The organism is Streptomyces sp. NPDC053541 (genome assembly GCF_044544705.1).
Lineage (GTDB): Bacteria > Actinomycetota > Actinomycetes > Streptomycetales > Streptomycetaceae > Streptomyces.
The window spans coordinates 108,103-130,037 of record NZ_JBITXM010000003.1 but is presented as its reverse complement, the minus strand read 5'-3'; the positions used below and the strand labels follow the sequence as shown (position 1 = coordinate 130,037).

Genomic DNA, 21,935 nt, shown 5'->3' with positions numbered 1-21,935 from the left:
CCGCGTGATCGGGATGGGTGAGGGGGTCTACCGGCCGGGCGCCGCGGCCTCGGCGATGGCGCGCAGGCCGTCCGCGAAGTCCGCCGCGAGCCGTTCGACGGTCTCGCGCTCGTGCAGCGCCGTCGAGTAGGTCCAGGTGAACTCCAGACGGTCACCGGTCACGCCGCCGGTCACGTCCAGCACGTTGGTGCGCCGTGCGGTGGGCGCGTGGTCGCCGCCGGGGCCCGGCAGGAAGCCGCGGTAGAAGCGGCCCGAGCCGCCCTGGGCGTCGAACTGGCCCAGGTAGTTGAAGGAGACCGGCACCATCGGCAGCTCGCGCAGTCCGGCGCGCTGCTCCTCGGTGCCCAGGTGGGCGAGGGCGCCGAAGCCGATGCCGTTGCGGGGCACCCGGCGCAGCTGCCGCTTGACGGCGGAGACGGTCCGCCGCCAGTCGGTGTCCCCGGGCAGGTCGAGGGCGACCGGGTAGACGGTGGTGAACCAGCCGGCGGTCCGGGAGAGGTCGACGTCGTCGAACAGCTCCTCGCGGCCGTGGCCCTCCAGCTCGACCAGGACCCGGGACGTGCCGGTCCAGCCCTCCAGGGCGCGGCCGAGGGCGGCGAGCAGCACGTCGTTGACCCGGCTCCGGAAGGCGCCCGGCACCCGCTGGAGCAGCAGTCGCGTGTGCTCCTCGGACAGGGTGCTGAGGACCGTCCGCTGCGAGGCCACGGTGTTGTCGCCGTCCGGGTGGTCGAGGGGCACCTCGGCGGGGGCGCCGTCGAGGACGCCCGCCCAGTGGGCGGCCTCGTCGTCGAAGCCGCCGGCGCGGGTGAACTCGGCGAGCCGCGAGGCCCAGTGGGGGAAGGAGGTGGACTTGGCGCCCAGATCGGGGCGCTTGCCCGCGAGCAGCTGCTCGTGGGCGGTGGCCAGGTCCTCCAGGAGCACCCGCCAGGTCACCCCGTCGACGACGAGGTGGTGGGCGGTGAGCAGCAGCCGGGCGGGGCGGCCGGGGCCGCGGTCGAAGGCGACGGCCTCGAAGAGCGGGCCGGTCTCCAGGCGTCCGGACGGGCGCTCCCGGTGGGCCCGTGCGCGGATGGCCGCGTCGAGCTCGTCGTCGCTCAGTGCCGTGGCGTCGTGCGTCTCCCAGAACGGCGCGCTCTCCTCGTACGGCGCGATCCGCTGGGTCCATGCGCCGTCCCGGTGGGTGACGCGCAGCCGGAGCATGTCGTGCTGGGCGAGCAGCGCGTCGACGGCGCGGGGCAGCAGGGTCAGGTCCACGCTCTCGTCGAGTTCGACGAGCAGGGTCATGTCGAAGTGCCCGGGCGTCTCGGGGTGGTGGCGCAGGAACCAGTCCTGTACGGGGGTGAGCGGGACCTCTCCGGTCACGGCGCCCTGCTCGGCGGCCGGCGCGCGGCGGCCGTCCGGGGCCGTGCCGTCCGGGCCCGCGTCGAGCCCGGCGGCGAGTCCGGCGACGGTCTGGCGGACGAAGACGTCCTTGGAGGTGAGGACGAGCCCCGCCTTCCGGGCCCGGGACACCAGCTGGATGCTGAGGATGGAGTCGCCGCCGAGCTCGAAGAAGTTGTCCTCGACGCCGACGCGTTCGACGCCGAGGAGCTCGGCCCAGATGCCGGCGAGCAGCCGTTCGGCGGCGGTGCGCGGCGCCACGTAGGAGGCGCCGGCCAGGGCGTCGTGGGTCGGCCTCGGCAGCGCCTTGCGGTCCAGCTTGCCGGTGGTGCCGAGCGGCAGCTCGTCGAGGAGGACGACGGCGGCGGGGACCATGTACTCGGGCAGGGCGGCGGCGGCCGCCGCGCGGATCGCGCGGGCGGTGACGTCCTCGGCGACGGCGTAGGCGACGAGCCGGCGGACGCCCGGCGAGTCCTCGCGGACCACGACGACGGCGTGCCGGACGCCGGGCACGGCGGACACCACGGCCTCGATCTCGCCGAGCTCGATGCGGAAGCCGCGGATCTTGACCTGGTTGTCGGCGCGCCCGATGAACTCCAGCTCGTGGTCGGGGGTCCAGCGCACCACGTCCCCGGTGCGGTAGAGGCGGGCACCGGGCTCGTACGGATCGGCGACGAACCGTTCGGCGGTCAGGTCGGGCCGGCCGGCGTAGCCCTGGGCGACGCCGGCGCCGCCCAGATAGAGCTCGCCGTGCACGCCGACCGGCACCGGCCGCAGCGAGGCGTCCAGGACGTGGGCGCGCACGCCCGGCATGGGGCGGCCGATGAGCGGCCGTTCGCCGGCGCGCAGCGGCCAGTGGAGGCTGTTCACGGTGTTCTCGGTGGGGCCGTAGAAGTTGTGGCCGGTGGCCACCCCGGCGGCGCGCAGCCGGGCGAGCAGGGCGGTGTCCAGGGCCTCGGCGCCGACGGTGATCAGCTCGGGGCGGTGCCGGTCCTCGTCGAGGAGTCCGGCCGCGACGAGCTGGGTGAGGTACGAGGGGGTGGCGTCGAAGTAGTCGGCCCGCCACTCGTACAGGGCGCGGCTGAGCTCCTCGGCGTCGAGCCGGGTGGCCTCGTCCACCAGGTGCAGGTGGTGGCCGTGGAGCAGCCAGACCAGCGGGTCCCAGGAGGCGTCGAAGGAGAAGGAGGCCAGGTGGGCGGCGCGGCGCGGCCGGCCGGGGTCGGGCAGCGCGTCGAGGACGACGGCCCGGTAGCCGTCGATCATGGCCCGCAGGTTGCCGTGGCCGACGACGACGCCCTTGGGGGTGCCGGTGGAGCCGGAGGTGTACATCACGTAGGCGGGGTGGGCGTCGGTGAGCGGCCGGGTGCGGTCGGCGTCGGTGAGCGGCCGGTCGTCGCCGTCCGCGAGCGCGTCGGCCGGGGCGCCGTCGAGGGCCGTCACCTCGGTGCCGGGGCCGAGCAGGGCGCGCAGCGCGGGGGCGCTCGCCTCGACGGTGAGGACGCTGTGCGGTGCGGCGCGGCCGATGACGGAGCGGATCCGGTCGTCGGGGTACGAGGGGTCGACGGGTACGTAGGCGGCGCCGGCCCGCAGCACGGCGAACACGGCGGTCACCAGGTCCGCCGTCCGGGGCAGCACCAGCGCGATCCGGTCCCCGGGTCCGGCGCCGGCGGCGGCCAGGCGGCGGGCCAGCCGGTTGACGCGGGCGTCGAGTGCGGCGAAGGAGAGGGTGAGCGCGCCGGCGGTCAGCGCGGGGCGGTCGGGGTGGGCGGCGGCGGTCGCGGCGAGCCCGTCGAGGACGTGGCCGGTGCCGGCGGGGAGGGCGGGTCCGTGGGCGGCGGCGAGCAGGGCGCGCCGGGTGGCGTCGGACAGCGGGAGGAGCTCGCGCAGGGCGCGGCCGTCGTCCTCGGCGAGCAGGCGCAGCAGCGCCACGAGCTGCTCGGCGAAGCGGGCGGCGGTACCGGGGTCGAAGAGCTCGGTGTTGTACTCCAGGGCGCCGAGCAGCCGGCCGTCGGCCTCGCCGAAGTCGAGGCTGAGGTCGAACAGCGCGTGCTCGCGGACCAGCGGGTGCTCGGTGAGCGTCAGGCCGTCGAGGCGCGGGGCCTCGCCCGGCGCGTTCTGCAGGGAGACGACGGCCTGGACGAGGGTGGGCCGGGAGGGGTCGCGCTCGGGCGCCACGGCCTCCACCACCCGGTCGAAGGGCACCTCGGCGTGTTCGAAGGCGTCGAGGACGGTCTCCCGGACGGCGGCGAGCAGTCCGGCGACGGTGGCCGACTCGTCGACGCGGGTGCGCAGGGCCACCGTGTTGACGAAGAAGCCGACGACGTTCTCGAGTTCGGCGCGTTCGCGGCCGGAGGTGACGGTGCCGACGGTGATGTCGTCCTGGCCGGTCCAGCGGGACAGCAGCAGGTGCACGCCGGCGGTGAGCGTCATGAAGAGGGTGGCGCCGTGCGCCCGCCCGAGCCGGTGCAGCCCGTCCAGGACGTCGGCGGGCACGGTGAAGTCGTGCACGGCGCCGGCGGTGCCGCGCACGGTGGGGCGGGGCCGGTCGGTGGGCAGCTCCAGCGGCTGGGCGCCGGCCAGCCGGGCGGCCCAGTGGTCGAGGGAGTCGCGGTAGGCGTCCGTGGTTTCCGCACGGTTCTGCCAGGCGGCGAAATCGGCGTACTGCAGGGGCAGTTCGGCGAGTCCGGCGGCTTCGGGCAGGTCGGCGGCGGCGCTGTCCGGGTGGCTGCGGGCCGCCGCGTACAGGGCGCCGAGTTCCCGGGTGATCACGGACATCGACCAGGCGTCGGTGACGATGTGATGGATGCTCAGGAGCAGCACGTGCTCCTCGGGGCCGAGTCGGGCGAGCAGCAGCCGCAGCAGCGGGCCCTCGTCCAGGGCGAAGGGGCGCTGGACCTCGGCGGCGAGCAGCGCGTCGAGTTCCGCGGCGGGGCGGCCGGTCAGGTCGGTGCAGGGCAGCGGCACGGGTCCGGCGGGCCGGATGACCTGGCTCGGGCTGCCGTCCCGGGAGACGAAGACGGTGCGCAGCGACTCGTGCCGGTGGACCAGGGCGTCCACGGCCCTGCCGAGCGCCGCGCGGTCGAGCGGTCCGGTCAGCCGGAGCGCGCCGCCGGAGTTGTACTCGGAGCCGCCGGGCTCGAAGTCGTCCAGGAACCACAGGCGGCGCTGCGCGTACGAGAGCGGCAGCGGCCGGTCGCGCGGGGCGGGCGGGATCGGGCCGCCGTCCCCGCGTCCGCCGGCGCCGGCGGCGTCGAGGAGCGCGGCGAGACCGGCGATGGTGGGGCGGTCGAAGACGCTGCGGGCCGGCAGTCGCACGCCGAACACGTCGGCGGCCCGGGACAGCATGCGGACGCTGCCGATGGAGTCGCCGCCGACGCGGAAGAAGTCGGCGTGCACGCCGGGGTTCTCCAGGCCGAGGAGTTCGGTCCAGATGGCGGCGAGCGCCGTCTCGGTCGGGGTGGACGGGGCCACGTGTCCGGTGCCGGACTGGCCGGCCCAGTCGACGGCGGGCAGCGCGCCGCGGTCGACCTTGCCGTTGGGGGTGACCGGGACGGCGTCGAGCAGGCAGACCGCGGACGGCACCAGGTGGTCGGGCAGGGCCGCGGCGAGCCGTTCGCGCAGCCCGTCGGCGGTCACCGCGCCGGGCTCGGCCGGCACGGCGTAGGCGACGAGCCGGCGGTCGGCGCCGGTGCCCTGGACGTCCACGACGGCCTGCGCGACGCCGGGCAGCCGCAGCAGGGTGCCCTCGATCTCGCCGGGCTCGATGCGGTGGCCGCGGATCTTCACCTGTCCGTCGGAGCGGCCCAGGAACTCCAGGTCGCCGTCGGCGCGCCGGCGCACCACGTCGCCGGTGCGGTACATGCGGGTGCCGGGCGGGCCGAAGGGGTCGGCGACGAACCGTTCGGCGGTCAGCCCCGCCCGCCGCCAGTAGCCGTGGGCCAGGCCGTCGCCCGCGAGGTGGAGCTCGCCGGGCACGCCGGTGCCGACCGGCCGCAGCCAGCGGTCCAGGACGTACAGCCGGGTGCCGTCGATCGCCGTGCCGATCGGCGGGGTGCCGGCGCCGGACAGCGGGCTGCTCATGGTGGCGCACACGGTGGACTCGGTCGGCCCGTACGCGTTGAACATGCGGCGGCCGGTGGAGAAGGCGGCGACCAGCTCGCCGGGGGTGGCCTCGCCGGCCACCAGGAGCGCCCGCAGCGGGCGCAGCTCCTCGGGGTCGAGGCTGGGCAGCAGGGCGGGCGGCAGGGTCACGTGGGTGATGCCGTACGTGGTGAGGGCCTGCACGAGTCCGGCGCCGCGCAGCTGTTCCCGGGGCAGCACCACGGCCGTGCCGCCGTTGAGCAGGGCCACGGAGAGTTCGGCGACGGCGGCGTCGAAGGCGGGCGAGGCGAACTGCAGGGTCCGCGTGCCCGGTCCGACGTCCATCCGGGCGCCCTGGGCGGCGGCCAGGGCGGCGAGGCCGCGGTGACCGACGAGGACGCCCTTGGGGCGGCCGGTGGAGCCGGAGGTGTAGATCATGTAGGCGGCGTCGTCGACGCCGGCGAGGTGGGGCGCGGGCGGGCAGGCGAGGATCTCCTCACGCACCCGGTCGAGCAGGATCGGTTCGGCGGTGTCGGGGAGCAGCCCGGCGCGTGCGGTGTCGGTGACGACGGTGCGCACGCCCGAGTCGGCCAGGACGTAGGCGTGGCGCTCGGCCGGATGGGCGGGGTCGAGCGGCAGATAGACCCCGCCGGCCTGCATGATGCCGAGGAGGGCCGCGACCTGGTCGGTGCCCCGTTCCAGGCAGACGCCGACGAACTCGCCGCGGCGCAGCCCCCGCCGGAGCAGGTGGCCGGCGAAGCGTGCGGCGCGGTCGGTGAGTTCGGCGAAGGTGAGGCGCTCGCGGTCGGAGACGACGGCGGTTTCCGTGGGGTGCAGCGCGGCCCGGGCGGCGAGGAGGGTGCCGAAGGTGCCGGGTGCGGGGCCGGCCGGGCCACGGCCGGCGGCGAGGGCCAGGGCCCGCCCGGCGGCGCCGAGCGGCTCGGTGTCCCGCAGCGGCCGGGGGTCGGCCGCGGCGGCAAAGACCGCGCACAGGTCGTCGGCGAGCCGGGCGACGGTGCCGGGGTCGAAGAGTTCGGCGGCGAACGTGAGCCGCGCGTCGATGCCGTCGGCGGTCTCCTGGAACTCGAAGGTCAGGTCGAAGACGGAGTGCTCGCCCTGCAGCGGGTACGGCCGGACGTCGAGCCCGCCGAGGCCGGCCGGCGCGCCGCCGTCCGGGCTCTGCAGGATCACGGTGGCCTGCACGAGCGGCGGGACGGAGGTGTCCCGCTCGTCCAGGACGGCGTCGACGACGGCGTCGAACGGCACTTCGGCGTGGTCGAGGTCGGCGAGCACGCCGCCCCGGACGTCGGCGAGCAGCTCGCCGAAGGACCACCGCTCGTCGACCCGCCCGCGCAGGGCCACGGTGTTGACGAAGAAGCCGACGGTGTCGCGCAGGCGCGCGTCGTCCCGGCCGGCCACGACCGTGCCGACGACCACGTCCTCGGAGCGGGTCCAGCGGGCCAGCACCAGGCGGACGCCCGCGACGAGCACCGCGAACAGGTTGGCGTCCCGGTCGGCGGCGGCCCGCCGCATCGCGTCGGCGGCGGCCGCGGGGACGCGGAAGGCGTGGGTGCCGCCTGCGGTGCCGCGCACCGGCGGGCGCGGCCGGTCGGTGGGCAGGTCGAGCGGCTCGGCCCCGGCCAGTTTGGTCCGCCAGTGCTCCAGGGAGCGGGCGTGCCGCTCTCCGGCGAGCCGCTCGCGCTGCCACACCGCGTAGTCCGCGTACTGCACGGCCGGCTCGGTGAGGCCCGCGGCGGCCGGCAGCTCGGCGGCGGGGGCGTCGGGCCGCTCGACGGCCGCGCGGTAGAGCGCGTCAAGCTCGGTGCGGAGCAGGCCCATGGACCAGCCGTCGGTGACGATGTGGTGCAGGGTCATCAGCAGGACGTGCCGCCGCTCCCCCGCCCGCAGCAGGTGGACGCGCAGCAGCGGCCCGGCGGCCAGGTCGAAGGGGCGGCCGAAGCGCTCGCGCAGCGCCTCCTCCAGGGCCTCCTCACCGGTCACCGGGGTGTGCTCGAAGAGCACGGCGTCCGGCGCCTCGGCCGGAGGCCGCACCCGCTGCACGCCCCGGCCGTCGCTCTCGTGGAAGGTGGTGCGCAGGGCCTCGTGCCGTACGACGAGCGCGAGGCAGGCGCGGTGCAGCGCCCCGGGGTCGAGGTCCCCGCGCAGCTCCAGGCAGCTGCCGGAGTTGTAGTCGGCGCGGCCGGGTTCGAGCCGGTCGAGGAACCACAGGCGCTGCTGGGCGTACGACAGGGGGAGGTCGCCGTCCCGGGGGACGCGGTCGATCCGGTCGCGGTCCTTGCGGGTCTGCTGCGCCGCCAGTCGGCGGAGCATCTCCTGCTTCAGCCGTTCCTTGCGGTCGAGGGTCATCGCGCTGTCCTCCGGCGCTGGTTCGAGTGGTGCGGGCGGGCGTGCGGAGTGGGAGGCGGCGGGGCGGGTCAGTCGAGGTCGTCGAGCTCGGCGAGGACGGCTTCCTCGACGGCCGCGGCGAAGGCGCGCAGCGTCGGGTGCGCGAACAGGGCCCGGGTCGGCATCCGCACGCCGAGGGCGGTCTCGACGGCGCCGACGACCTGGATGCTGCGGACCGAGTCGCCGCCGATGTCGAAGAAGTCGTCCTGCGCGCCGACGCGTTCGAGGCGGAGGACCTGGGACCAGATCTCGGCGAGCGCCTCCTCCGTGACGGTCTCCGGCGCCTCGTAGCGGTCCTCGGAGAGCCGGGACCAGTCGGGCGCGGGCAGCGCCCGGCGGTCCACCTTGCCGTTCGGCGTGAGCGGCAGCGCGTCGATGGGCAGCAGCACGGTCGGCACCATGTAGGCGGGGAGCATCCCGGCCAGCTTGGCCCGGACGGCGTCCGGTGCGGGGGCGGTGGCCGGGTCCTCGGGCAGCAGGTGGCCGACGAGCTGCTTCGCGCCGGACGGCGAGTCGACGACGGCGACGGCGGCGCGGGCCACGCCGGGGCAGTCGGCGAGCGCGTTCTCGATCTCGCCGAGCTCGATGCGGAACCCGCGGATCTTGACCTGTCCGTCGGCGCGGCCGATGAACTCGATCCGGCCGTCGGGGTTCCGGCGCACCACGTCCCCGGTGCGGTAGAGCCGCCCGCCGGGCGTGAACGGGTCGGCGACGAACCGTTCGGCGGTGAGCGCGGGCCGGTTCTCGTAGCCGCGGGCCACACCGTCGCCCGCGAGGTACAGCTCGCCCGCCACCCCGGCGGGGAGGGGGCGCAGCAGGGCGTCGAGAACGTGGGCCCGGGTGTTGTCCATCGGGCGGCCGATGGGCGTGACGGCGGCCCGGGCCTCGGCGCCGGTGATCGGGGTGCAGGTGGCGAAGGTGGTGGTCTCGGTGGGGCCGTAGACGTGCACGAGCGTGGTGTCCGGGCAGGCCTCGGCCACCCGGACGAAGGCCGCGGGCTGCGCGGCCTCGCCGCCCGTCCACACCTCGCGCAGTCCGCCGAAGCAGCCGGGGTCCTGCTGGGCGAAGAGGGTGAACAGGGCGGTGGTCAGGAACATCGCGGTGACGCCCCGCTCCACCGCGGCGGCGCGGATCAGCCCGGCCGTCAGGTCGCCGGGCGGGGCGACGACGACGGTGCCGCCCGCGAGCAGCGGCGCCCACACCTCGTAGGTGGCGGCGTCGAAGGCGTGCGGCGAGTGGAAGAGCACGCGCGCGTGCGCGTCCCGCCAGCGCCGGTCGTGGGCCAGGGAGACGACGGCCCGGTGGTCGACGGTGACGCCCTTGGGGGTGCCGGTGGAGCCGGAGGTGTACATGACGTACGCGGCGGAGCCGGCCGGGACGCGCGGCAGCGGGGCTCCGGCGCCCGGCGCGGCGGCCTCGTCCGTGCCGTCGCGGCGGATCACGGGCACGCCGGGGTCGGCGAGCCGGTCGAGCATCGACGGATCCGCGACGACGGCCGCGGCGGCGGTGTCCCGGAGCAGCCAGGCCACCCGGTCGGCGGGGAAGGCCGCGTGCACGGGCACGTAGGCGCCGCCCGCCTTGAGCACCGCGAGCATCGCCACGACCACGCGCGCGGAGCGCGGCATCAGGAGCAGCACCCGCGACTCGGGGCCGACGCCCGCCTCCCGCAGCCGGCGGGCCAGCCGGTCCGCCTCGGCGTCGAGTTCGGCGTACGTGAGGGAGGCGTCGTCGCCGAGGACGGCGGGGGCCTCGGGGCGCAGCGCGACCTGCCGGGCGAACAGCTCGGGCACGCTGCCGGCGGGCACCTCGGTGGTGCCGCCGTCCTCGAAGGCCGCCGGCACCGGGTCCCGGAGCACCGGCATCCGGCCGAGCGGAAGGCCGGGGCCCTCGGTCATGGCCCGCAGGAGCACGCCGAGGTGGTCGAGGAGGCCGCGCACGGTCGGCGCGTCGAAGTGGCGGGGCTCGTAGCCGAGGACGAGACGCACCGCGTCGGTGGAGTAGGCGCTGAGGGTGAGCGGATAGTTGGTGGCCTCGTGGGCGGTCACGCTCTCGACGGTGAGGCCGTGGGCGCGGGCGCCGTCCGGGTCGACGGGGTAGTTCTCGAAGACGACCAGGCTGTCGAAGAGCGGGGTGTCCGCCGGGAGCCCGGCCTCCGCCTGGATCCGGGCGAGGGAGACGTAGTCGTGCCGGCGGGACTCGGCCTGCCGCTCCTGGATGCCGCGCAGCCAGTCGGCGACGGGCTCCCGCGGGTCGACGCGGACGCGCACCGGCAGGGTGTTGATGAAGATGCCGACGGCGGACTCCACGTCCGGCACGTCGGTGGGCCGGCCGGAGGTCGTGGCGCCGAAGACCAGGTCGGTGCGGCCCGAGTACGCGGAGAGCAGCAGCGCCCAGGCGCCCTGGACCACGGTGTTCACGGTGAGCCGGTGGCGCCGGGCGAAGCCGAGCACCGCGTCCGACAGGCCGGCCGGCAGGTCGAGCTCCAGGCGCTCGACGGCCCGCGCGGCGCGGACGTCCTCGGGGGCGCGGTCGTAGGGCAGCGGGACGGGTGCGTCGTAGCCGGCGAGGACGTCACGCCAGTAGGCGTACGCCGCCTCGGTGTCCTGCTGCCGCAACCAGGCGGCGTAGTCGCGGAACGCGGGCCGGGGCCGCAGCTCGCCGCCGCGGTAGGCGGTGAACAGGTCGGCCATCACCAGCGGCAGGCTCCAGCCGTCGAGCAGGATGTGGTGGAAGGTCCACACCACCTGGACCCGCGTCTCCGAGAGCCGGAAGAGGGCCACCCGGGACAGCGGCGCAACGGTCAGATCGATGCCCCGACGCTCGTCGTCTGCGGTGAACTCGGCGAGGGCGGCGCGCTGTTCGTCCTCGGTGAGCCCGCTCCAGTCCTCGACGGTGACCGGCAGGACGACCTCCCGCCGGACGATCTGCACGGGCTCCTCGACGCCCTGCCAGGCCACGGTGGTCCGCAGCACGGGGGTCGCGTCGACCACCCGCTGCCAGGCGCGGGCCAGCGCGTCGACGTCGGTGACGCCGTCGAGGACGAGCAGCGTCTGCTCGAAGTACGCGGAGGAGTCGGGTTCCAGGAGGCTGTGGAAGAGCATGCCCTGCTGCATCGGGGTCAGCGGGTAGACGTCCTCCACCCCGTGCCCGTCCGCGGTGAGCCGGTCCAGCTCGGTCTGGGTGAGCCGGGCGAGCGGGAAGTCCGAGGGGGTGACCCCGCCGGTGCCCTCGGCCGTGCAGTGCTCGATGAGCGACGTCAGCTCGGCCGTGAACCGCTCGGCGAGCCCCGCCACCGTGTCCGTGTCGTGCACGGACGTGGCGTACGCCCAGTCCACGACCAGCCGCCCGTCCACCACCCGGCCGACGACGTCGAGCAGATGGGGCCGCTCCTCCACGGGCGCGTACTCGCCCCCGGGATGCAGGGCCGAGGTGCGGAAGACACCGCCGTCACCGGCCGAGGCGTCGAACTGCCCGAGGTAGTTGAAGCTCACCCGCGGTACGGGCGCGCCGTCCAGCGCGCCCCGGAGGTGGCGCAGGGCGCCGTGGCCGAGGCCGCGGTGCGGGACGGCCCGCAGCAGCTCCTTGGTGTGCTTGATCTGCTGTTCCCAGCCGTCGTACGCCTCCAGGGCGACCGGGAACATCGTGGTGAACCAGCCGACGGTGCGGGAGAGGTCCACCCCGTCGAACAGCTCCTCGCGCCCGTGGCCTTCGAGGTCGACCAGCAGGCGGCGCTCCCCAGTCCAGCCGCACAGGACCCGCGCGAGGGCGGCGAGCAGCACGTCGTTGACCTGGGTGCGGTACGCGCCGGGCACGTCCTGGAGCAGCCTGCGGGTCAGCTCGGGCGAGAGCCCGGACCGTACGGTGTCCTGCGCGCCCATGAGGTTGGCGCCGGCGCTGTCCACCGGGACGTCGACGGGCACGCCCTCGGTCAGCGCGGACCAGTAGGGCAGTTCGGCGTCGAAGCCGCCCTGCTCCGTGTGCGCGGCGAGGCGCGCGGCCCACTCCTGGAAGGAGGTGGTCCTGGGGGCGAGCGGGAGGCGCCGGCAGGCCGCGTCCAGGTCCTCCAGGAGCACCCGCAGCGAGACTCCGTCCACGGCCAGGTGGTGCGCCGCGAGCAGCAGCCGCGACCCCGCCGAGGGACCGCCGTCGAAGAACACCACCCGCACCAGCGGGCCCTGGGCCAGATCGAGGCCCGACTGCACGCGCGCGGCGTGCTCCCGTACCGCCTCGTCCGACTCGGCTGCGGAGAGCCCGGAGACGTCCACGGTCTCCAGCACCCGACCGGCGTCCTCGGTCGCGGCGATCACGAGCTTGCCGTCCACGACCCGCAGCCGCAGCATGTCGTGGCGCTCAAGCAGCGCCGCCACCGCCTCCGGCAGCACGCCCGCGTCGAATCCCTCCCGTACGTCCAGCAGCACGGCCATGGTGAAGTGCTCCGGCGCCTCGGGATGGGTCCGGAAGAACCAGTCCACGATCGGCGTCACCCCGACCTCGCCGCTCACCGGACCGTGGTCGGCCGTCGGGGCCGGGTCGGCCCGGCCGGTGGTCGCGGCCGCGGCGAGGGCGGCGACGGTCTGGTGGGCGAAGACGTCCTTGGAGGTGACGTGGACGCCCGCGCGGCGGGCGCGGGAGACGACCTGGATGCTCAGGATCGAATCGCCGCCGAGGTCGAAGAAGTTGTCGTGCACCCCGACCCGCTCCACCCGCAGGACCGAGGCGAACACCTCCGCGAGCAGCCGCTCCGTCTCGTCGCGCGGGGCGACGTACGCGGTGTCGGCGAGGAGGTCCGCGGCCCAGACCGGGTCGGGCAGCGCCTTGGTGTCGGTCTTGCCGTTGGCGGTGAGCGGGAGGGCGTCGAGGGCCACCACGGCGGCCGGGACCATGTGCGCGGGCAGCACCGCGCCGAGGCCGGCGCGCAGGGCGGCGGTGTCGACGGGCGTGCCGGGCTCGGGGACGACGTACCCGACGAGCCGCCTGGATCCGGGGCGGTCCTCGCGGACGGCGACCACGGCCTGGCGGACGCCCGGGCGGGCGAGCAGCGCGGACTCGATCTCGCCCAGCTCGATGCGGAAGCCGCGGATCTTCACCTGGTTGTCGACGCGGCCGAGGAAGTCCAGCTGTCCGTCGGGGCGCCGGCGGACGACGTCTCCGCTGCGGTACATGCGGGCGCCGGGCGCGCCGAAGGGGTCGGCGACGAAGCGTTCCGCGGTCAGGTCGGGCCGTCCCCAGTAGCCGCGGGCCGGGCCGGCGCCGCCGATGTACAGCTCGCCCGCGACCCCGTCGGGCACCGGACGCAGGTGCGCGTCGAGGACGTACAGGGCCGTCTCCTCGACGGCCGTCCCGATCGGCGGCGTGCCGCCGCCGCCCAGCGGGGCGCTCAGCGTGGCGCACACGGTGGACTCGGTCGGTCCGTAGGCGTTGACCAGGCAGCGGTCGCGGGACCAGCGGTCGGCGAGCTCGCCGGGCAGCGCCTCGCCGCCCGTGACGAGGACGGCGAGCCCGGGCACGTCGGCCGGGGCCAGGGTGGGCAGGACGGCGGGCGGCAGGATCGCGTGGGTGACGCCGTGGTCCCGGACGATCCGGGCGAGCTCCTCGCCGACCGGCTTGTCCTGGGAGGGGGTGACCAGGGCGGCGCCGTTCAGGAGCGCCCAGGCGGTCTCGAAGACGGCCGCGTCGAAGCTGGGCGAGGCGAACTGCAGGACGCGGGAGTCCGCCGTGATCCGCAGCCGGTCCCCCAGGCTGCGCGCGAGGGCGGGCACGCCCCGGTGGCCCACCACGACGCCCTTGGGGCGTCCGGTGGAGCCGGAGGTGTAGATCATGTAGGCGGCGTCGTCGGGGCCGACCTCGGGCAGCGCGGCCCCGTCATCGACGGCGGCGTCCAGGCCGTCCAGGTCGTCGAGGACCAGGCGGCGCTCCGTGACGGGGACGGTGCCGAGGAGCGGGCGCTGGGTGACGACCGTGCGGATGCCGGAGTCGTCGGCCATGTACTGGAGGCGGTCCCGCGGATACGCCGGGTCCAGCGGCAGGTAGGCCGCGCCGGCCTTCATCACGCCGAGGTACGCCACGGTCTGCGCCGGGCCGCGCTCCAGGCAGACGCCGACGAACGTGCCGCGTCCCACGCCGTGGGCGCGCAGCGCCCGGGCGACCCGGTCGGAGCGGGCGTCGAGCTCGCCGAAGGTCAGCCGCTCGTGCTCGCCGACGAGGGCGGCACGCTCGGGGTGGCGGGCGGCCTGTGCGGTGAACAGCGAGACGAAGGTGCCGCCGTCCTGGTCGTTCCGCCGCGCGGGGGCTGCGGCCAGGACGGTCGACTGCTCGTCGGGGGTGAGGAGCGGGAGGGCGGCGAGTCGGCGGTCCGGTGCGGCGACCAGCGCGGAGAGCAGGTGGACGAGCCGGTCGAGCAGCCGCCGGGCGGTGCCCGGGTCGAAGTGCCGGGGGTCGTGGCGCAGGTGGAAGCCGATCCGGGCGCCGTCGTAGGCGACCAGCGTGAGCGGGTAGGTGGTGGCCTCGTGGGCGGTGACGTCCTCCACGGTGAGGCCGTGGGCGCGGGCGCTGTCGGGGTCGACGGGGTAGTTCTCGAAGACGACCAGGCTGTCGAAGAGCGGGGTGTCCGCGGGGAGTCCGGTCTCGGCCTGGACCCGGGCCAGCGGCACGTAGTCGTGGTCGCGGGCCTCGGTCTGCTGGAGCTGGATGCCGCGCAGCCAGTCGGCGACCGGCGTGCCCGGTTCGACGCGGACGCGCACCGGCAGGGTGTTGATGAAGAGGCCGACGGCCGCTTCGGCGTCCGGCAGGTCGGTGGGCCGGCCGGAGGTCGTGGCGCCGAAGACGAGGTCCGTCTGCCCGGAGTGGGCCGAGAGGAGCAGCGCCCAGGCGGCCTGGACGAGGGCGTTGACGGTGAGCCGGTGGCGCTGGGCGAAGTCGTGGACGGCAGAGGTGAGTTCGGCGTCCAGGCCCTCGACGAGCCGGGCGGTCGAGCGGGCGGCGCGGACGTCCTCGGGGGCGCGGTCGTAGGGCAGCGGGACGGGTGTGTCGTAGCCGGCGAGGACGTCACGCCAGTAGGCGTACGCGGTCTCGGTGTCCTGTTCCCGCAACCAGGCGGCGTAGTCGCGGAAGGCGGGCCGGGGCCGGAGTGCGCCGCCGCGGTAGGCGGTGAACAGGTCGGCCATCACCAGCGGCAGGCTCCAGCCGTCGAGCAGGATGTGGTGGAAGGTCCACACCACCTGGACGCGGGTGTCCGAGAGCCGGAAGAGGGCCACCCGGGACAGCGGCGCCGCGGTCAGGTCGATGCCCCGGCGCTCGTCGGCCGTCGTGAACTCGGCGAGGGCGGCGCGCTGTTCGTCCTCGGTGAGCCCGCTCCAGTCCTCGACGGTGACGGGGAAGGTCACCGAGCGGTGCACCCGCTGGACCGGCTCGTCCAGGTCCTCCCAGGCCAGGGAGGTCCGCAGGACCGGCGTGGTGTCCGCGACCCGCTGCCAGGCGCGGGCGAGCGCGTCGATGTCGGTGACGCCGTCGAGGACGAAGAGGAGCTGTTCGAAGTACGCGGAGGAGTCGGGTTCCAGGAGGCTGTGGAAGAGCATGCCCTGCTGCATCGGGGTCAGCGGGTAGACGTCCGCCACCTGTCGCCCGTCCCCGGCCACCCGGTCGACCTCCGCCTGGCTGAGCCGGGCGAGCGGGAAGTCCGACGGGGTGACCCCGCCGGTGCCCTCGGCCGTGCAGTGCTCGATGAGCGAGGTCAGCTCGGCCAGGAAGCGCTCGGCCAGCTCCGTCACCGTGCCCGCCTCGTGCGCGGAGGTCGAGTACGCCCAGTCCACGACCAGTCGGCCGTCCACCACCCGCCCGATGACGTCGAGCAGGTGCGCGCGCTCCTCCTCCGGCGCGTACTCGCCCCCGGGGTTGAGGACGATCGACTCGTAGAGGCCGTCGCCGGCGCCCTCGCCCGCACCGGGGTCGAACTGCCCCAGGTAGTTGAAGCTGACCTGGGGCGCGGGCAGTTCACCCAGCGCGCCGCGCAGGTGGCGCAGCACGCCGTAGCCGAGCCCGCGGTGCGGGACGGCCCGCAGCAGCTCCTTGGTGTGCTTGATCTGCTGCTCCCAGCCCTCGTACGCCTCCAGGGCGACCGGGAACATCGTGGTGAACCAGCCCACCGTCCGGGACAGGTCGACGTCCTCGAACAGCTCCTCGCGGCCATGGCCTTCGAGGTCGACCAGCAGACGCCGCTCCCCCGTCCAGCCGCACAGGACCCGGGCGAGCGCCGCGAGCAGCACGTCGTTGACCTGGGTGCGGTACGCGCCGGGCACGTCCTGGAGCAGCCTGCGGGTCAGCTCGGGCGAGAGCGCGAGCCGCACCGTCTCCTGGGTGCCCATGAGGTCGGGGCCCGTGCCGTCCACGGGGAGCCGCGAACCGGCGCCGGCGGCGGCCTCGGTCCAGTACGCGGTCTCGGCGTCGAAGCGCCCCTCGGCGGCCGCGGAGGTGAGCAGCCCCGCCCACCGCTGGAAGGAGGTGGTCCTGGGGGCGAGCGGGAGGCGCCGGCAGGCCGTGTCCAGGTCCTCCAGGAGCACCCGCAGGGATACGCCGTCCACGACCAGGTGGTGCGCCGCGAGCAGCAGCCGGGACGCGGCGGCAGCGCCGCCGTCGAAGAACACCACCCGCACCAGCGGGCCCTCGGCGAGGTCCAGGCCCGATTGCACGCGCGTGGAGTGCTCCCGTACCGCCTCGTCCAACGCGGCGCCCGCGAGCCCGGAGACGTCCACGGTCTCCAGCACCCGCCCGGCGTCCTCGGTCTCCGCGATCACGAGCTTGCCGTCCACGACCCGCAGCCGCAGCATGTCGTGGCGCTCAAGCAGCGCCGCCACCGCCTCCGGCAGCACCCCGGCGTCGAAGCCGTCCCGGAGGGTCAGCAGCACGGCCATGGTGAAGTGCTCCGGCGCCTGCGGGTGCGTGCGGAAGAACCAGTCCACGATCGGCGTCACCGCCACCTCGCCGCTCACCGGCCCCTGGTCCGTGACGGTCCCCCGTGCGGTGCCCTCCCGGGTGGCCACGGTCGCCAGGCCGGCCACGGTCTGCCGGACGAAGACGTCCTTGGAGGTGAGCCTCAGCCCCTCCTTCCGGGCGCGGGAGACCACCTGGATGCTCAGGATCGAATCGCCGCCCAGGTCGAAGAAGTTGTCGTGCACCCCGACCCGCGCCACTCCCAGGACCGAGGCGAACACGCCCGCGAGCACCCGTTCCGTCTCGTCGCGCGGGGCGACGTACGCGGTGCCGGCGAGGGCGTCGGCGGGCGGGGCCGGCAGGGCGCGCCGGTCGACCTTGCCGTTGGCGTTGAGGGGCAGGGCGTCGAGCGGGACGAGGACCGCCGGGACCATGTACTCGGGGAGCCGTTCGGCCAGCCGGGCCCGGAGCGCGTCGAGGTCGAGCGGGGCCGTGTGGTCCCGGTCGGCCACCACATAGGCGAGGATGCGCTTGCCGCCGCGCTCGGTGGCGTGCACGACGGCCGTGGCCTCGCCCAGTTCGGGGAGCGCGAGCAGCGCGGACTCGATCTCGCCGAGTTCGATGCGGAAGCCGCGGATCTTCACCTGGGTGTCGACGCGGCCCTGGTAGTCCAGTGCGCCGTCCGGGGTCCGGCGCACCAGGTCGCCGGTGCGGTAGAGGCGCTCGCCGGGGGCCGTCGGGTGGGCGACGAACCGTTCGGCGGTGAGGTCGGGGCGGCCCCAGTAGCCGCGGGCGAGGCCGGCGCCGCCGATGTAGAGCTCGCCGGTGACGCCGGGGGGCACCGGGCGCAGGAAGTCGTCGAGGACGAGCAGCCGGGTGTCGTCGAGGCCGGTGCCGATGGGCAGCGTGGGTGCCTGGGCCTCGTGCGGGGCGTAGCGGTGGACGGTGGCGAAGGTGGTGGTCTCGGTGGGTCCGTAGCCGTTGTGGATCAGGAGAGCGGGGCAGGCCTCGGCGACCCGGCGGACGGCGGGCATGCTGGCGGCCTCGCCGCCGGTGATCACCGCGCGCAGGCCGGAGAAGCAGGCGGGGTGCTGGTTGGCGTAGAGGTTGAAGAGCGAGGCGGTGACGAAGGTGGAGTGGACGCCGTGTGCGGTGACGAGCGCGCCGAAGGCCTCGGCGTCGAGCTGCTCGGGCGGGGCGACGACCACGCTGCCGCCGTTGAGGAGCGGCACCCAGATCTCGTAGGTGGCGGCGTCGAAGGCGTGCGCGGAGTGGAACAGGGTGCGCTCGTGGTTGCCGTCGCGCCAGCGGCCGTCGAGGGCGAGCCGCACGATGTCCTCGTGGGTGACGCCGACGCCCTTGGGGGCGCCGGTGGAGCCCGAGGTGAACATGACGTACGCGAGCTGTCCGGGGTGGCGCGTGGCGGCCCCGTCGAGGGGTTCCTGCGGGCCCTCGGCGGCGGGCCGGCCGCCCTCGTCGAGGAGGATGACGGGCAGCCCGGTGTCGTGCGGGACGCGGTCGGCGGAGGCCTCGTCGGTCAGCACGCAGACGGCGCCGGCCTGTTCGATCAGGGCCCGGACGCGGTCGCGCGGGTGCGCGGAGTGCGCGGGTACGTAGGCGCCGCCGGCGCGCAGCACGGCGAGCAGGGCGACGACGACCTGTACGCCTCGTTCGAGGACGAGGACGACGGGTGTCTCGGCGCGCACCCCGGAAGCGCGCAGACGGCGGGCCAGGGCGTCGGCGCGGGAGTCGAGCTCGGCGTAGCAGAGCGTTTCGCCGGCGCCGATGACGGCGGTGGCCTCGGGGCGGCGGGTGACGATCCCGGCGAACCGTTCGGGGACTCCCGGCAGCGGGTCCCGGTCCCGTTCCCGCGGGGCGTCGCCGGACCAGTCGGCGAGCCGCTCCCGTTCGTCGGGGGCGAGCAGGTCGAGGGCGGCGAGCGGGAGGCGGGGCCGGACGGTGGCGGTGTCGACGAGCCGGCGCAGACGTTCGCCGAGGCGGCGGGCGGTCGCCTCCTCGTACAGGTCGGTGTTGTACTCGAGGGCGACCCGGAGGGCGCCGTCGCGCTCCTCGTACTCGACGACGAGGTCGAAGAGCGAGCGGGTGCGGGGCAGTTCCACCTCGGAGACGTCGAGGCCGGGCAGCGCGACCTGCCGGGGCAGGGTGTTCTGGAGCACCATCATGGCCTGGAACAGCGGGGTGCGGGCGGGGTCGCGTTCGGTGACGAGTTCCTCGACGAGGCGGTCGAAGGGGAGTTCGTGGTCGAAGGCGTCCAGGACGGTGGCGCGCACCTCGTCGAGGAAGCTCGCGACGGTGTCGGTGGTGCGGGGCCGGGAGCGGATGACGACGGGGTTGACGAAGAAGCCGACGAGGTCGTCGGTCTGCCGGTGGTCGCGGCCGGCCGAGGCGGTGCCGAGGGCGATGTCGCGGCTGCCGGAGGCGGTCGCGAGGAGGAGCTGGGTCAGGGCGGTCAGGGTCGTGAAGAGCGTGGCGCCCCGGCTGCGGCCGAGTTCCTTCAGTGCCGCGGTCTGGTCGGCGGTGAGCGCGAAGCGGTGGACGGCGCCGCGGGTGGTGCGGACGTCGGGGCGCGGCCGGTCGGTGGGCAGGGCGAGCGGCGGCACCTCGTCGAGCAGACGCCGCCAGTGGGCGAGCCGGCCGGCGTCCGCCGCGCTCTCCCGCCGGTTCTGCTCCCAGACGGCGAAGTCGGCGTACTGGACGGGGAGTTCGTCCGGGGCCGGGGTGCCGGGTTCGACGGCGGACCGGTAGAACGCCGTGAGGTCCCGGGTGAGCACGTCGAGCGACCAGCCGTCGCTGACGATGTGGTGGAGGCTGAGGACGAGCACGTGGTCGTCCTCGGCGCGGCGCACGAGCACGGCCCGGAACAGGGGTCCGGCGCTCAGGTCGAAGGGGGTGTCCACCTCGGCGCGCAGCAGTGCGGCGAGCGCCTTTTCGCGCTCGGCCTCGGGCAGCGTGGTGAGGTCCCGTTCGTCGAGGGCGAGCGGGGCGTCGGCGGGGGCGTGCACGCGCTGGACGGGCCGGCCGGCGTCCTCGTGGAAGGTGGTGCGCAGCGCCTCGTGCCGGGCGAGGAGTCCGCCGAGGGCGGTGCGCAGGGCGGGGACGTCGAGGGGGCCGCGCAGCCGGTGGGCGCTGCCGGTGTAGTACTCGGTGGAGCCCCCCTCGTACTGGTCGAGGAACCACAGGCGGCGCTGCGCGGAGGACAGCGGGAGCGGGCGGTCGCGCGGCGCGACGGGGATGTCGTGCGCGCCGGGCTCGGCGTCGGGTCCGGTGCCGAGTCCGCGGGCGGCGAGTTCGGCGACGGTGGGGTGGGCGAACAGGGCGCGCCGGCCGGCCCGTACGCCGAGCCGGGTCTCGATGCGCGCCAGGGCCTGGACGGCACGGATGGAGTCGCCGCCGAGGTCGAAGAAGTCGTCGTGGACGCCGACCCGGTCGACGCCGAGGATCTCGGCGAAGACCTCGGCGAGGGTCTCCTCGGTGCTGTCGCGCGGGGCGACGTACTCGCCGACGAGCTGGGCCGGGGACGGTTCGGGCAGGGCGGCGCGGTCGGTCTTGCCGTTGACGGTGAGCGGCAGGGCGTCCAGGACGACGACGGCCGACGGGACCATGTAGGCGGGCAGTTCGCGGCCGAGGGCGGCGCGGACGGCGGCGGGCGTGGGCGCGGGCACGGCGGGGCGGGTCGGCTCGGCGGGGCGGGCGGGGGCGGTCGTGGCCGGGGTGGGCACGACGTAGGCGACGAGTCGGCGGTGGCCGGTGGAGTCCTCGCGGACCAGGGCGACGGCCTGGGCGATCCCCGGCTGCCGCAGGGCGGCGGCCTCGATCTCACCGGGTTCGATGCGGAAGCCGCGCAGTTTGACCTGGTCGTCGGTGCGGCCGGCGAACTCCAGGGCGCCGGTGGCGGTGCGGCGCACCAGGTCGCCGGTGCGGTACATGCGGGCCCCGCCGGGGGCGTACGGGTTGGCGACGAACCGTTCCGCCGTGAGGTCGGGGCGGCCCCAGTAGCCACGGGCCAGCCCCTCGCCGGCCACGTACAGCTCGCCGACGGCCCCGGCCGGCACGGGTCGGAGCCGCTCGTCCAGGACGTGGACCTCGGTGCCGTCGACCGGGTCGCCGAGCGGCGGGGTGCCGCTGCCGCTCATCGGGGCGCTCATGGTGGCGCACACGGTGGTCTCGGTGGGCCCGTAGCCGTTGAACATGCTCCGGCCGCGCGCCCACAGGTCGACCAGCTCGCCCGGGCAGGCCTCGCCGGCCACCATCAGGGCGGTGAGTCCGGGCAGCTCGCCGGGGTCCATGGTGGGCAGCACGGCGGGCGGCAGCGTGGCGTGGGTGACCTCGAACTCGCGCAGGGCCCGCGTGAGTTCGGCGCCGGCGAGGCCGCCGCGGCCGAGGACGACGAGGGTCGCGCCGTTCAGCAGCGACTTGGTGATCTCGAAGACGGCCGCGTCGAAGCTGGGCGAGGCGAACTGCAGCACCCGCGAGGCGGGCGTGACCCCCATCCGGTCCCGCTGGGTGCGGGCCAGGTCGGCGACGCCCCGGTGGGTGACGACGACGCCCTTGGGGCGGCCGGTGGAGCCGGAGGTGTAGATCATGTACGCGGCGTCGTCGGGGCCGGTCCCCGGGTCCGGCACCTCGCCCGCCGCCCCGCCCTCGGGCCCCTCGGGCCCCTCGGGCCCGTCCAGCTCCGCCGCGAGCAGCCGGCGCGGCCCGTCCGGGACCCTGTCGGCCACCGACGGCTGGGTGACGACCAGGCCGAGCCCGGAGTCGTCCACCATGTACCGCAGCCGCTCGGCCGGATAGGCCGGGTCGAGCGGTACGTACACGCCGCCCGCCCGCATCACCGCGAGCAGCGACACCACCAGCTCGACCCCGCGCTCCAGGCACACCCCGACCAGCGTCCCGCGCCGCACCCCGTGGCCGTGCAGCGCGGCGGCCGCCCGCGTCACGCGCGCGTCCAGCTCGGCGTAGCTCGTCGTTCCGGTTTCGGCGGCCAGCGCGGGCGCGTCGGGCCGGCGGGCCGCCTGGGCGCCGAACAGCGCCGGCAGCGTCCGGTTCTCCGCGTGCGGGACAGGGACCACGATGGCTACTCCTTCGAGAGCGGTGCGCGCCGCCGGGTCCGTCCTGCGCGGGGA

General features: G+C 75.7%; 2 protein-coding genes. Both read right to left on the bottom strand.

The window, feature by feature from the left end:
- Positions 1-27: 27 nt before the first annotated feature.
- Positions 28-7,827: an amino acid adenylation domain-containing protein gene (locus ACIGW2_RS07815; protein ID WP_399841914.1), complete on the bottom strand. Its 7,800-nt coding sequence runs from the start codon at positions 7,825-7,827 to the stop codon at positions 28-30.
- Positions 7,828-7,895: 68 nt separating this feature from the next.
- Positions 7,896-21,881, bottom strand: a complete 13,986-nt coding sequence (locus ACIGW2_RS07810; protein WP_399841912.1) for an amino acid adenylation domain-containing protein — start codon at positions 21,879-21,881, stop codon at positions 7,896-7,898.
- Between the last annotated feature and the right edge of the window lie 54 nt (positions 21,882-21,935).

Bases quoted from the DNA above. Each gene is read 5' to 3' on its own strand.
- ACIGW2_RS07815 (WP_399841914.1), bottom strand. From the start codon at position 7,827: ATGACCCTCGACCGCAAGGAACGGCTGAAGCAGGAGATGCTCCGCCGA.